Below are 14237 nucleotides of genomic sequence, written 5' to 3'. Positions count from 1 at the left end.
CAGGGCGTTTTTCATGGCCGGGTCCGAGGCGCAGGCGCCGCGGACCGCGACACGGCTTACTTCTTCTTCATCATGTCGAAGAATTCGGCGTTGGTCTTGGTGGCGCGCATCTTGTCCAGGATGAATTCCATGGACTGGACTTCGTCCATGTCGTGGATGAACTTGCGCAGCACCCAGACCTTCTGCAGCAGGTCCGGGGCGATCAGCAGCTCTTCGCGGCGGGTGCCGGACTTGTTCAGGTTGATCGACGGGTAGACGCGCTTTTCAGCCAGGCGACGCTCGAGGTGGACTTCGGAGTTGCCGGTGCCCTTGAATTCTTCATAGATGACTTCATCCATGCGGCTGCCGGTTTCGATCAGCGCCGTGCCCAGGATGGTCAGCGAACCGCCTTCTTCCAGGTTGCGGGCGGCGCCGAAGAAGCGCTTGGGGCGTTGCAGCGCGTTGGCGTCCACGCCGCCGGTCAGCACCTTGCCGGAGGCCGGCACCACGGTGTTGTAGGCGCGGGCCAGACGGGTGATCGAGTCCAGCAGGATCACGACGTCCTTCTTCATTTCGACCAGGCGCTTGGCCTTTTCGATGACCATTTCCGCGACCTGCACGTGGCGGGTGGCGGGTTCGTCGAAGGTCGAGGCCACCACTTCGCCGCGCACCGTGCGCTGCATTTCAGTCACTTCCTCGGGGCGCTCGTCCACCAGCAGGACGATCATGACCGCGTCGGGATAGTTGGTGGTGATGGCGTGCGCGATGTGCTGCATCATCACCGTCTTGCCGGACTTCGGGCTGGCGACGATCAGGCCGCGCTGGCCCATGCCGATGGGGGCGAAGACGTCGAGAATGCGGCCCGTGAGGTTTTCCTCGCTCTTGATGTCGCGTTCCAGGCGCATGTTGCGGTTCGGGTGCAGCGGCGTCAGGTTTTCGAACATGATGCGATGCTTGATCGCTTCCGGCGCCACGCCGTTGACCTTGTCCACCTTCACCAGGGCGAAATAGCGCTCGCCGTCCTTGGGCGTGCGCACTTCGCCTTCGATCGAATCGCCGGTGTGCAGGTTGAAGCGGCGGATCTGCGAGGGCGAGATGTAGATGTCGTCCGTGCTGGCCAGATACGAGGTCTCGGGCGAGCGCAGGAAGCCAAAGCCGTCAGGCAGGACTTCGAGGACGCCGTCGCCGAAGATCTGCTCGCCTTGCTTGGCGCGCCGTTTCATGATGGCGAACATCAGCTCCTGCTTGCGCAGGCGGTTGGCGTTCTCGATTTCCAGGCCGGCGGCCATTTCCAGCAGCTGCGAGACGTGCAGCGCCTTCAGTTCGTTGAGGTGCATCGCGGTGGGATTTTGGGGGAGAGTGAAGGAGAGTTCTGGCGGCGCGCCACGGACGGGCACACGCGGTATTGAATGAGCGCCGCCCCGAGGGCGGCGCCTTCGTTCACGGCACGCGGCTTACAGCGCGCCGTCCAGGAATGCGGTCAGTTGCGACTTCGACAGCGCGCCAACTTTGGTGGCGGCGGCTTGGCCGTCTTTAAAGAGCATAAGGGTGGGAATGCCGCGGATGCCGTACTTGGTGGCGGTGCCCTGGTTTTCGTCGACGTTCAGCTTGGCGATCGTCAGGCGGCCAGCGTACTCCGTGGCGACTTCTTCCAGGATCGGGGCAATCATCTTGCAGGGGCCACACCAGGCAGCCCAGTAGTCCACCAGCACCGGCTGGCCGGATTTCAACACATCGGCATCGAAGCTGGCGTCACTGACGTTCTTGATTTGGTCGCTCATGATGGTGATTCTCGGTTCGGCAGCAAAAGGCGCGTAAAAAGGGACGCGCCTTGCCGTTGTTCTTGTTTGTGGACGGCCTCAAGCATACCACTGTCAATAACACCAGGCATACCACTGTTAATAACAACAGGAGTTGCAGGATTTGTGTAGGATGTTGCGGCGCAGTTGTCGCGATCCGGGCCGTTCCGCCCCGATGCGCTGGCTGTGACTGTCATCATCCTACCGAATTTGGAGCTGCTCAGGTCGTGCTCATCCCACTGGGAGCCGCGCAGAATCTAGGCTTATCCGTAAAATGTCGGTTTTTTTCCACAGATGTTGGGGATAACTTGGCCACTCCACGTTACACCGAGGCGTCCATTCGCGTCCTGAAGGGACTGGAGCCCGTGCGCCAGCGCCCGGGCATGTACACCCGAACCGAAAACCCCCTGCACGTCGTGCAGGAGGTCATTGATAACGCCGCAGACGAGGCCTTGGCCGGTTACTGCAAGCAGATCCAGGTCACGCTGCATATCGACGGCAGCGTTTCCGTCGAGGATGACGGCCGCGGCATTCCCGTCGGCCTGCATCCCGAAGAGCACGCTCCCGTGGTGGAGCTGGTGTTCACCCGCCTGCACGCCGGCGGCAAGTTCGACAAGGCGGGCGGCGGCGCCTACGCCTTCTCCGGCGGCCTGCACGGCGTCGGCGTGTCCGTCACCAACGCCCTGGCCACGCGGCTCGAGGTGGTGGTGTGGCGCGATGGCGCGGTAAACCGTCTGGTTTTCAAGGGCGGCGACGTGGCCGAGCCCCTGGCGCCCTACGATCAGGGCGGCCGCAAGAAGTCCGGCACCCGCGTGCGTGTCTGGCCGGATCCCAAGTATTTCGACAGCCCCAATATTCCGCTGGGCGAGTTGACGCACCTCTTGCGCAGCAAGGCCGTGCTGCTGCCCGGGGCGAAGGTGTCCCTGGTCAATGAAAAAACGGGCGACACCAAGACCTGGCAGTATCAGGACGGCCTGCGCGGCTACCTGTCGGAAGCGCTGTCGGGGGCGGAGCTGATGGTGCCGTTCTTCGAGGGTGCGCAATACGCGGGCGCCGACCACGAGAACTTCGCCGAAGGCGAGGGCGCCCAGTGGGTGGTGGCCTGGACTGAAGACGGCAACGCGATGCGCGAGTCGTACGTAAACCTGATTCCAACGCCTGCTGGCGGCACTCATGAATCCGGCCTGCGCGAAGGCCTGTTCGGCGCGGTCAAGGGCTTCGCCGAGCTGCACAGCCTGCTGCCCAAGGGCGTCAAGCTGCTGCCCGAAGACGTGTTCGCGCGCGCCAGCTTCGTGCTGTCGGCCAAGGTGCTGGACCCGCAATTCCAGGGCCAGATCAAGGAACGGCTCAACAGCCGCGATGCGGTGCGCCTGGTCGGCGGCTTTTCCAAGAGCGCGCTGGACCTGTGGCTGCACAGCAACGTCGAGTACGGCAAGAAGCTGGCCGAACTGGCCATCCGCCAGGCCCAGGCGCGCCAGCGCTCGGCCCAGAAGGTCGAAAAGCGCAAGAGCTCGGGCGTGGCCGTGCTGCCGGGCAAGCTGACCGATTGCGAGTCCAGCGACGCGACCCGCACCGAAGTCTTCCTGGTCGAGGGCGACTCCGCGGGCGGTTCCGCCAAGATGGGCCGCGACAAGGAATTCCAGGCCATCCTGCCGCTGCGCGGCAAGGTGCTCAATTCCTGGGAAGTGGACCGCGACCGGCTCTTCGCCAACAACGAGATCCATGACATTTCCGTCGCCATCGGCGTGGACCCGCACGGCCCCGGCGACACGCCGGACCTGTCGGGCCTGCGCTACGGCCGCATCTGCATCCTGTCCGACGCCGACGTCGACGGCTCGCATATCCAGGTGCTGCTGCTGACGCTGTTCTACAAGCACTTCCCCAAGCTGGTCGAGGCCGGCAACGTGTTCGTGGCCAAGCCGCCGCTGTTTCGCCTGGACGTGCCGGCGCAGGGCAAGCGTCCGGCGCGCAAGATCTACTGCCTGGACGAAGGCGAGCTCGAGGCCGCGCAAGACAAGTTGCGCAAGGAAGGCGCGCGTGAAGGCGCATGGGCCGTCAGCCGCTTCAAGGGCCTGGGTGAAATGAATCCCGAGCAGCTCTGGGAAACCACCATGAACCCGGATACGCGCCGCCTGCTGCCCGTGGGCTACGGCGACCAGACGCCCGAAGACACCACCCGCATGTTCGACATGCTGATGGGCAAGGGCGAGTCCTCGCAGCGCCGCGCCTGGATCGAAGAGAAGGGCAATCTGGCGGAGCTGGACATCTGATGGCCGCGTCCGCGCCCGGCTCGGCCCGCATGGACGTCCAGATGACGGCCGACGACTACGCCGATTTCGCCGCTTATGTGTACAGGCGGCCGGAGCTGCGCCGCCGCCGCTATCGCTCGCATCTGCGTTTCGCGGTCCTGATGATCGTGGCCTTGCTGGCCTACCTGATCTGGCAGACCTGGGACGGCAATATGCCGAACTGGGGGCGGATCCTGCCCGTGTACTTCCAGGGGCTGGCGGTGGGCCTGGGCATCCTGGCGCTGCTGGCGCTGGCCTACGAGTACGTCCTGCCGTCGCTGGTCAGGATGAACACGCGCCGCATGCTGAAAAGGCAGCCCGACGAGTTGTTCCTGGGCCGCCATCAGCTGGATTTCGGCGCTGAGGGCATCACGGATACCACTTCCACCGCCTCCGGACGCATGGACTGGTCCGATGTGCGGCGGGTCGAGGAAACCCCGGAGCATCTCTATGTCATTCTCGGCACCTTGCAAGGCGTGATCATCCCCAAGCGCGGGCAGGATGCCGCCACGCTGGATGCGGTGCGGGCCCAGTTGCGCGCGCATGTCGCGGACACGCAGTTGATGTCGTCCGCGCAGGCGCTTTGACGCCGTTTCGATGAAATTGTCTACCTGAATACATCATGACCGACAGCAATCAACCCGGTTTGTTCGATTCCAACCCGCCTGGCGGCGATGGCGGCGGCGATGGCGACGCCGCCATCACCCTGGCGCGCTACGCGGAGCAGGCCTACCTGGACTACGCGGTTTCCGTGGTGCGCGGCCGCGCCCTGCCGGACGTGGGCGACGGGCAGAAACCCGTGCAGCGCCGCATCCTGTACGCCATGCAGGCGATGGGGCTGGCCGCCGGCGCCAAGCCCGTGAAGTCCGCGCGCGTCGTGGGCGACGTGCTGGGCAAATACCATCCTCATGGCGACCAGGCCGCCTATGACGCGATGGTGCGGATGGCGCAGGACTTCTCCCTGCGCTATCCGCTGATCGACGGCCAGGGCAACTTCGGTTCGCGCGACGGCGACAACGCCGCCGCCATGCGATACACCGAAGCCCGCCTGACGCCCATCGCCAAGCTGCTGCTGGACGAGCTGGACGAGGGCACCGTGGACTTCGTGCCCAACTACGACGGCAGCCAGCAGGAACCGCAGATGCTGCCGGCGCGCTTGCCCGTGATGCTGCTCAACGGCGCCTCGGGCATCGCGGTCGGCATGGCCACCGAGATCCCGCCGCACAACCTGCGCGAAGTGGCGCAGGCCTGCGTGGCGCTGATCAAGCATCCGCAGCTGCCGGACGCCGAGCTGCATGCCCTGATCCCGGGTCCGGACTTCGCGGGCGGCGGGCAGATCATCACGCCGGCCGCGGACATCGCCCAGATCTATGCGGGCGGCCGCGGTTCGCTCAAGGTGCGTGCGCGCTGGCAGTTCGAGGAAATGGCGCGCGGCCAGTGGCAGTTGGTGGTCACCGAGCTGCCGCCCGGCGCCTCGGGCCAGAAGGTGCTGGAAGAGATCGAGGAAATCACCAACCCCAAGGTCAAGACCGGCAAGAAGAGCCTGACGCCCGAGCAGACGCAGGCCAAGGCCGTGATGCTGAACCTGCTGGACGCCGTGCGCGACGAGTCGGGCAAGGACGCCGCCGTGCGCCTGGTCTTCGAACCCAAGACCTCGCGCGTGGACCGCGACGAATTCGTCAACACGCTGCTGGCGCAAACCAGCATGGAAAGCAGCGCGTCCATCAACCTGGTGTGCATAGGCACTGACGGCCGCCCGCGCCAGAAGGGCCTGCGCGACGTCCTGGTCGAATGGGTGGCGTTCCGCACCAACACCGTGGTGCGCCGCACGCGCTTCCGCCTGGACAAGGTCATCGACCGCATCCACGTGCTGGAAGGCCGCATGGTCGTCTACCTGAACGTGGACGAAGTCATCCAGACGATCCGTGAATCCGACGAGCCGCGCGCCGCGCTGATGGAACGCTTCAAGCTGTCCGAACGGCAGGCCGAGGACATCCTGGAAATGCGCCTGCGCCAGCTGGCCCGCCTGGAAGGCTTCAAGATCGAACAGGAACTGGCCGACAAGCGCGAAGACCAGGTGCGCCTGCAGGAACTGCTGGACAATCCCGCCACGCTCAAGCGCCTCTTGATCAAGGAGATCGAGACCGACGCCAAGCAATACGGCGACGACCGCCGCACGCTGATCGAGACCGCCGAGCGCGCCGTGCTCGAAACCAAGGTTCTGGACGAGCCGGTCACCGTGATCGTGTCGCAAAAGGGCTGGCTGCGCGCTCGCCAGGGCCACGGCCACGACGCCGCGCAATTCGGCTTCAAGCAGGGCGACGATATGTACGGCGCCTTCGAGTGCCGCACCACCGATACGCTGATCGCGGTGGGCGACAACGGGCGCGTCTATTCGGTGCCGGTAGCCGGGCTGCCTTCGGCCCGCGGCGACGGCCAGCCGGTCACCACCATGATCGACCTGGGCAGCGGCACGCGCATCGTCCACACGATCGCGGCCGCGGCCGACAGCCGCTGGCTGCTGGCCACGCGCGGCGGCTATGGCTTTGCCGCCAAGCTGTCCGACATGGTCAGCCGCCAGCGCGCCGGCAAGCAGTTCATCACCCTGGAAGAGGGCGACGAACTTCTGCGTCCGGTGCCGCTGTTCGACGGCGCCAAGCAATTGGCGCTGTTGTCGCACAAGGGCAAGTTCCTGGTCTTCGGCCTGGACGAGGTCAAGACGCTGTCCGGCGGTGGCCGCGGCACCATCCTGATGGGGCTGGACGGCACCGACAAGCTGGACCAGACCGTGCCCATTGGCGCGGGCGGCCTGCGCGCCGCGGGCATCTACCGCAACAAGCACACCGAGGACATCCTGGTGGGCGATGCGCTGGCTCCGTATATCGGCAAACGCGCCCGCAAGGGTCGGGCGCTGGACGTGCGGCCCAAGCAGCCGGTGTTGTCGCCCGTGCTGGGCTAGGCATCCAGCGGGTACGCAAGGGAACGGCGGGCTTCGGTCCGCCGTTTTTTTCGCTTCTTGACCGTTCCTGATATCTCGGTATTTAATAGATAGACCAATTGATCTATTAATAAAATGCGCAAGATCGACCCCATCAAGCAGCAGGAACGGCGAAACCAGATATTGGCGGCGGCAGCGGATTGCTTTGCCGAGCAGGGTTTCCATTCGACCTCGACGGCGCAGATCTGCGCTCGTGCCGGCATGAGTCCCGGCAATCTGTTCCATTACTACGGCAGCAAGGCCGAGATCATCGAAGCGCTGATCGCCTCGGACACGGAGTCCGCGAGTGCACTGATGCGGACGGCGTGCGCCGCGCTGGACGCGAGGCGGGCGCTGGCGGATTGGGTCGCCGCGCAGTTGGCACTGCATCAGGACCCGGCCTACGTCAGACTGGGCATGGAAATCCTGGCCGAGGCCGTGCGCAACCCTCGCGTGCATGCGCTGGTGATGGAAAACGAGGCGGCGCGCAAGGCCGGCCTGGTGGGGTTGCTGGAAACGATCTGGGCGCAACGGGCGCCGCCGCAGCCCGCGATTGAGATGGCCGACACGCTGTTGCTGCTGCTGGACGGCGTCTACAGCCGTTCGGTGGTCGACCCCACACGCGGCGCGGCGGCGGGCAGCCGGCTCCTGGAGCAGGCTTTGTTGCGCTGCCTGCCCGGCGATGCGGAGCCGGGCGCAGCCGCAGGGAGGCAGGCATGAGCGCGATGGCAAACCACAAGCGGCTGGAGCAGGTCGACGCGCTGCGCGGCTTCGCGCTGTTCGGCATCCTGGTGGTCAACATCGGCGTGTTCTCCTCGCCGTTCTACGGCGCGGGCATCGCCGACCCGGCCTATTCGCAGCCGCTGGACCTGACCGTGCGCTGGCTGATCGCCTGGTTGTTCGAAACCAAGTTCTACCTGCTGTTCTCGTTCCTGTTCGGCTACAGCTTCACCTTGCAGATGGCCGCGGCCGAACGCAGCCAGGCGGCTTTCGCGCCGCGTTTCCTGCGGCGCCTGACGGGCCTGGCTTTGCTGGGGCTGGCGCACGCCGTGCTGTTCTACCAGGGCGACATACTCCTGACCTACGCGCTGCTGGGGCTGGCACTGCTGCTGTGCCGGCGCATGGAACCGCGGCGGGCGCTGCGCATTTCGCTATGGCTCATCGTGCTGACGGCCTCGTTGTGGGCCATCCTGGGCGCGCTGAGCTATCTGGACCCGGTGCCGCCCGGGTACGAGGCGCAGTACCACGCGGATGCCCTGGCGGCGATCGACGCGTACCGCGGAACCATAGGCACGACCATCGCGCAGCATGTGAAGGAACTCACCGGGGGCGTGTGGTTTACGGTGCTGTTCGTGCAGGGGCCGTTCGTGTTCGCCATGTTCCTGGCGGGCTATGCGCTGGGCCGTCGCGATGCCTTGGCCGATCCCTGGCGCGAGCCGCGGGCGCTGTGGCTGCTGTGCGCGTTGGGCCTGATACCGGGCCTGGCCGGTTCCGCGCTGTATGCCTTCACGTCGCTGCCGTCGGCGGGCGTGGCCTGGGAATTGCCGGGGCTGGCGGCGGACCTGCTGACCGCGCCGCTGCTCAGCATGTCATACGCGGCGGCCTTGCTGCTGGCCATGCGCACGGGGCCCGGCGCACGGCTCGCGGGCTGGCTGGCGCCGGCCGGGCGGATGGCGTTGAGCAACTACCTGATGCAATCGGTCGTCTGCGCCTTCTTGTTCACCGCCTGGGGCCTGCGCCTGTTTGCCTCGGTCTCGCCGCTGGCGGCATTCGGCATCGCCGTGGCGATTTTCGCGGCGCAGTTGCTGCTGTCCGCCTGGTGGCTGCGGCGCCACGCCTACGGTCCGGTGGAGTGGTTTCTGCGCGCGCTCACCATCGGCGCATGGCCGGCCTGGCGGCGCGCGCGGGCGGACTGATCAGACCGGCTTGGCGCGCAGTTGGCCGACGGCGGCGCCGCCGTCGCGCCGGCCCTGGCGCGTCCACATGCCCGCCAGCAACAGCAGCGCCGGCACGTACACCCAGAAGTCGGACCAGCGCCGCGGGTTGGGCGCCTTCACTTCCAGCACGTCCCAGCCTTGTTCCCAGCCCGCGCGCTGGGCGCGGCTGCCGAAGCGCACGCCGCCGATCTGCGTCTGGTCGCCCAGGCTCATCAGCGTCAGTCCGGCCTCGGCCAGGCGTTTGCGGCCCGAGTCCTGCCCGGCAGGGTTGTCGGTCAATTCGGGCAGGGCGACCGCCACGGTCTTGGTCAGCTCGTCGCCTTCCAGGTTGATGCCGCGCAGCACCACGGTGAGCCGCCCGTTGTCGGGGAGCGCTGCCGCGATGGCCTGCATCTCGGACGCCGGGCGGCTTTCATGGCGCGGCGCGAAATGGTCCATGAACCAGTCCGGGCGGAACAGCATGAACGTGACCAGCAGCAGCACGCCGACTTCGGCCAGGGTGCAGCGCAAGCGGAACCAGCGCATGGTGGCGGCGGCGAAGGTCAGCGAGGCCAGCGTGGCGCCGGCCACGACCAGGGCCAGTTCCCAGCCATAGGTGACGTCGATCAGCAGCAGCATGGGATTGAACACGAACATGAACGGCAGGATGGCCGTGCGCGCCGCGTAGGTCACGCCCTGGATGCCGGTCTTGATCGGATCCTCGCCCGAGATGGCCGCGGCCGCGAACGTGGCCAGGCCGACGGGCGGCGTGATGTCGGCCATGATTCCGTAGTAGAAAACGAACATGTGCACCGCGATCAGCGGGATCACCAGGCCGCTCTGCGCGCCCAGCTCCACCACCACGGGCGCCATCAGCGTCGCCATCAGGATGTAGTTGGCCGTGGTCGGCATGCCCAGGCCCAGGATCAGGCACACCACCGCCGTGAAGATCAGCATCAACAGCACGTTGCCCATCGACACCAACTCGACGAAGGCGGTCATGCGCAGGCCCAGGCCGGTGAGGGTGATGGCGCCCACGATCAGTCCCGCAGTGCCGCAGGCGATGGCGATGCCTATCATGTTGCGGGCGCCGTCTTCCAGGCCGCCGATGGCGTCGCGCCAGCCCTGGCGCCAGGCCGCGGGCAGCGGCTGCTTGCGGAACCAGGCGATCAGCGGACGCTGCGTCACCATCTGGAACAGCATCGCCATCGCCGCCCAGAACGCCGACAGCCCGGCCGACAGTTCTTCCACGCTCAGGCACCAGACCAGGATGCCGATGGGAATCAGGAAATAGAGCCCGGCGCGCACCGTGGGCCAGGGCTGCGGGCGCACGGGATGATTGATGTCGATGTCCTGCGGCAGGTCGGGATGGCGCGCCGCCACGCGCAGCAGCCAGAGATAGAGCACGGCCAGCATGGCCAGCAGCACCCAGATGGCCGCGGCGCCGGCCACCGCCTGCACGCCCGTGCCTATCCAGTAGACCGCGCCCATCACCAGCAAGGTGCCGCTGATGCCCATGCCCCAGCCGGCCAGCTTCTGCAGCGGCGTGCGGGCGGGGCCGGAGGCCATCATGGGCTGGATGCCCAGTTTCAGGGCTTCCAGGTGGACGATGTAGAACAGCGCGATGTAGGAGATCGCGGCCGGCAGGATCGCGTGGCGGATGATGTCGGTATAGGGGATGCCGACATACTCGATCATCAGGAAGGCAGCCGCGCCCATCACGGGCGGCATGATCTGGCCGTTGACGGACGATGCGGTTTCGATGGCGCCGGCGCGCACGCCGCCGTATCCGGCCTTCTTCATGAGCGGAATCGTGAAGATGCCGCCCGTCACCACGTTGGCCACGGAAGATGCCGACACCAGGCCATTGACGGCCGAGGACACCACGGCCACCTTGGCCGGCCCGCCGCGCAGGTGCCCCAGCAGCGCGAACGACACCTGCATCATGTAGTTGCCGGCGCCGCACTTGTCCAGCATGGAGCCCAGCAGCACGAAGATGAAGATGTACGACACCGACACGCCCAGCGCCACGCCATAGACGCCTTCCGTCGTCAGCCACATGTGCGACATCAGGCGTTCCAGCGAAGCGCCGCGGTGCGCCAGCACGTCGGGCAGCCAGGGGCCGGCCAGGGCATAGGCGACGAACACCAGGCCCAGTACGGTCATGGGCAGGCCGAGCGCGCGGCGCGTCACTTCCAGCAGCAGCGCCAGGCCAATGACGGCGGTGGCCACGTCCATGGTGGTGGGCTGGCCGGGGCGGCCCGCCAGCTCGTTGTAGAAGAGGCACAGATAACTGCCGCAAAAGCCCGCCATCAGCGCCAGCCCCCAGTCGTACCAGGGCATGCGGTCGCGCGCCGAACGCTTGCTGGCGGGGTAGGCCAGGTAGCCCAGGAACATCGCGATGCCCAGGTGCAGGGCGCGCGCCTCGGTATCGTTGAAGATGCCCCAGTTCAGCGAGAACGGCAGCGGCGATGCGTACCAAAGCTGGAAGACGGACCAGGCCAGCGCGCCCGCGGCCAGCGTGGCGCCCGCCAGGCCGCGCACATTGCGGCCTCCGCGGTCGGCGTCGGCGACCAGTTGTTCCAAGTCCGGGGCCGGCGTGTGCGGCTCTTTATTCATGAAATTCCCCTACGTGTCATGGCGCGCGTCGGCGGCGCGGCGCGCGTTGAGTCCTGGCGCGCGCCTGCGTTGCGCCAGGGACGGCAGCCTGCGGGGCCGCGGCCCCGCAGGCGTGCCGTTTCAGCGGCCCTGGGGCCCGGGCCTCAGAGCAGGCCCTTTTCCTTGAAGTACTTCTCGGCGCCCGGATGCAGCGGCGCCGACAGCCCGTTCTTCACCATGTCCGCCGCCTTCAGGTTGGCGAACGCGGGGTGCAGCTTCTTGAAGTCGTCGAAGTTGTCGAACACTGCCTTGACCACGGTGTAGACCGTGGCATCGGGCACGTCGGCCGAGGTGACGAAGGTGGCGGTCACGCCGTAGGTCTTGGTCTCTGCCGGGTTGTTCGGATACAGCCCGGCCGGAATCGAGGCGTGGGCGTAGTACGGGTACTTTTCGACCAGCTTGTCCACGGCGGGGCCGGTCAGCGACACGAGCTTGGCGCCGCAGCTGGTGGTGGGGTCCTGGATGTTGGCCGAGGGGTGGCCCACGCCGTAGAAGAAGCCGTCGATCTTGCCGTCGCACAACGCCGAGCCGTGCTCGTCGGGGCGCAGCTCGGATGCCAGCGAAAAATCCTTGAGCGTCCAGCCCATGGTGCTCAGCAATTCCTCCATCGAGGATCGCGTGCCCGAGCCGGGATTGCCGACGTTGAAGCGCTTGCCTTTCAGCTCTTCAAAGCTCTTGATGTTGGCTTCCTTGCGCGTCACGACGGTGAAGGGCTCCGGGTGGATGGAGAACACCGAGCGCAGCTTGGTGTACGGCCCGGCTTGTTTGAATGGGCCTTCGCCCTTGTAGGCGTTGAAGCCCACGTCGGATTGCACCACGCCCAGGTCCAACTCGCCGGCCTTGATGGTGTTGGCGTTGAAGACCGAGCCGCCGGTCGATTCGACCGAGCAGCGGATGCCGTGATTGGCGCGATCCTTGTTGACCAGGCGGCAGATGGCGCCGCCGGCGGCATAGTAGACGCCGGTGACGCCGCCCGTGCCGATACTGACGAACTTCTGTTGGGCGGCGGCGGGCGCCGGCGCCGTGGACAGCAAAGCCGTGGCGAGGCCCGCGGCTGCGAGCGTCCAGGCGTTGCGATGGCCCAAGGGGTGTTTGACGGACGTGGTCATGCAAACTCCTTTTGGGGTTTTTCCCCGTGATATAGCCGGTCTTGGCCGGCGGTTGGCGCGCCCCGCGAGCCGCGGAGCACCCTGTGCGTATCATCACGAGCCCGCGCCAGGCGGGCGGCGCGGCGCAATCCCCTGCGCCGCGCTTGCAGGCGGCGGCTAGGCGCGCGCCTGCGCAATCGCGGCGTCGATGGCGCCGGTCAGACGTTCGGTCAGTTGGTCCAGCTCATCGTCGGAGATGATGAAGGGCGGGGCGAGCAGCACGTGGTCGCCTTGGCGGCCGTCGATGGTGCCGCCCATCGGATAGACCATCAGGCCGCGCGCCATGGCCTCGCGCTTGATGCGCGCGTGCAACGACAACGCGGGGTCGAAGGTCTGCTTGCTGGCGCGGTCCTGCACCAGCTCGACGCCCATGAACAGGCCGCGGCCGCGGATGTCGCCGACATGCGGATGCGCGCCCAGCGCGCTGTCCAGCCGCTGGCGCAAGCCTGCGCCCTGCGCTTGCACGCGCGCCAGCAGGCCGTCGCGCCGGATCACGTCCTGCACGGCAAGCGAGGCCGCGCAAGCGATCGCATGGCCCAGGTAGGTGTGGCCGTGCTGGAAGAAGCCACTGCCTTGCTGCATGGCAGCGACGATGCGCTGCTGCACCATCACCGCCCCGATGGGTTGATAGCCGCCGCCCAAGCCCTTGGCGATGGTGATCAGGTCGGGCGTGACGCCTTCCTGCTCCACCGCGTACAGCGTGCCGGTGCGGCCCATGCCGCACATGACTTCGTCGGCGATCAGGAGCACGCCGTGGCGGTCGCAGACTTCGCGGATGCGGCGGAAATAGCCCGGCACCGCCGTGACGGCGCCGGCGGTGGCGCCGACCACGGGTTCGGCCACGAAAGCCATGACCGTACCGGGGCCCAGGCGCTCGAAGGTCTGTTCCAGCTCCTGCGCCAGGCGCTCGCCGTATTGCTCGGCGCTTTCGTCCTCGCGCTGGTCGCGGTAGGCGTAGCAGGGCGAGACGTGCTCGACTTCGATCAGCAGCGGCGCGAATTGCGCGCGGCGCCAGGCGTTGCCGCCCACCGCCAGCGCGCCCAACGTGTTGCCGTGATAGCTCTGGCGCCGCGCCACGATGTGGCGGCGTTCCGGCTGGCCGATTTCCACGAAGTACTGGCGCGCCATTTTCAGCGCGGCTTCGACGGCTTCCGACCCGCCGGAGACGAAGTAGGCGTGGGAAATGCCTGGCGGCGCGTCGGCCACCAGGCGCTCGGCCAACTGTTCCGCGACCTCGGTCGTGAAGAAGCTGGTGTGGGCATAGGCCAGCGCGTCGATCTGCGCGTGCATGGCGGCCTGGACGTCAGGGTGGTTGTGCCCCAGGCAGGAGACCGCCGCGCCGCCCGAACCGTCGAGGTAGGAGCGGCCGGCGCTGTCATAAACCCACACGCCCTGGCCGCGTACCGCGACGGGGGGCGTCTGGCGCAATGAACGATGCATGACGTGGGTGTGGCTCATGGGGCAATTCCGCA

At 66.8% G+C, this 14237-nt stretch carries 10 protein-coding genes; 5 read left to right on the top strand and 5 right to left on the bottom strand.

Going from position 1 to position 14237, the window contains the following annotated elements:
* Positions 1 to 56: 56 nt before the first annotated feature.
* Both rho and trxA read right to left on the bottom strand, forming a co-directional pair.
* On the bottom strand, positions 57 to 1316 hold the full coding sequence (gene rho, locus FOC84_RS02265) for a transcription termination factor Rho (RefSeq protein WP_088139520.1): 1260 nt from the start codon (positions 1314 to 1316) through the stop codon (positions 57 to 59).
* Between the two features lie 117 nt (positions 1317 to 1433).
* Positions 1434 to 1760 (bottom strand): thioredoxin TrxA, encoded by a 327-nt coding sequence (trxA, locus tag FOC84_RS02260; RefSeq protein WP_006218534.1) that lies wholly within the window; start codon positions 1758 to 1760, stop codon positions 1434 to 1436.
* Positions 1761 to 2086: 326 nt separating this feature from the next.
* Between trxA and FOC84_RS02255 the strand changes: the two genes are divergently transcribed.
* The 5 genes from FOC84_RS02255 to FOC84_RS02235 all read left to right on the top strand — a co-directional run bounded on the left by FOC84_RS02255 (position 2087) and on the right by FOC84_RS02235 (position 8959).
* A complete protein-coding gene (locus FOC84_RS02255; protein ID WP_173143002.1) occupies positions 2087 to 4048 on the top strand; it encodes a DNA topoisomerase IV subunit B in 1962 nt (653 codons plus the stop codon).
* Entirely contained in the window at positions 4048 to 4653 is a 606-nt protein-coding gene (locus tag FOC84_RS02250; RefSeq protein ID WP_173143001.1) for a YcxB family protein, read from the top strand. Before FOC84_RS02255 ends, FOC84_RS02250 begins: the two co-directional genes overlap by 1 nt.
* Before the next feature lie 35 nt (positions 4654 to 4688).
* Positions 4689 to 7025 carry a DNA topoisomerase IV subunit A gene (gene parC / locus FOC84_RS02245; RefSeq protein WP_173143000.1) on the top strand — a complete coding sequence of 779 codons (2337 nt, stop codon included), beginning with the start codon at positions 4689 to 4691 and terminating at the stop codon, positions 7023 to 7025.
* Between the two features lie 114 nt (positions 7026 to 7139).
* Complete coding sequence (locus FOC84_RS02240; RefSeq protein ID WP_173142999.1) at positions 7140 to 7763, top strand: TetR/AcrR family transcriptional regulator; 624 nt, start codon at positions 7140 to 7142, stop codon at positions 7761 to 7763.
* On the top strand, positions 7760 to 8959 hold the full coding sequence (locus FOC84_RS02235; protein WP_173142998.1) for a DUF418 domain-containing protein: 1200 nt from the start codon (positions 7760 to 7762) through the stop codon (positions 8957 to 8959). Before FOC84_RS02240 ends, FOC84_RS02235 begins: the two co-directional genes overlap by 4 nt.
* Here FOC84_RS02235 and FOC84_RS02230 read toward each other — a convergent pair whose 3' ends face one another.
* The 3 genes from FOC84_RS02230 to FOC84_RS02220 all read right to left on the bottom strand — a co-directional run bounded on the left by FOC84_RS02230 (position 8960) and on the right by FOC84_RS02220 (position 14223).
* Positions 8960 to 11578, bottom strand: a complete 2619-nt coding sequence (locus FOC84_RS02230; RefSeq protein ID WP_173142997.1) for a TRAP transporter permease — start codon at positions 11576 to 11578, stop codon at positions 8960 to 8962.
* A gap of 143 nt (positions 11579 to 11721) precedes the next feature.
* Entirely contained in the window at positions 11722 to 12726 is a 1005-nt protein-coding gene (locus FOC84_RS02225) for a TAXI family TRAP transporter solute-binding subunit (protein WP_173142996.1), read from the bottom strand.
* 156 nt (positions 12727 to 12882) lie between these two features.
* On the bottom strand, positions 12883 to 14223 hold the full coding sequence (locus FOC84_RS02220) for an aspartate aminotransferase family protein (protein ID WP_173142995.1): 1341 nt from the start codon (positions 14221 to 14223) through the stop codon (positions 12883 to 12885).
* Positions 14224 to 14237: the final 14 nt, after the last annotated feature.

Origin of the sequence: Achromobacter pestifer, from assembly GCF_013267355.1 — a bacterium.
Lineage (GTDB): Bacteria > Pseudomonadota > Gammaproteobacteria > Burkholderiales > Burkholderiaceae_B > Achromobacter > Achromobacter pestifer_A.
Note: the sequence above shows the minus strand (reverse complement) of the source record. Positions and strands in the feature narration are given on the sequence as shown.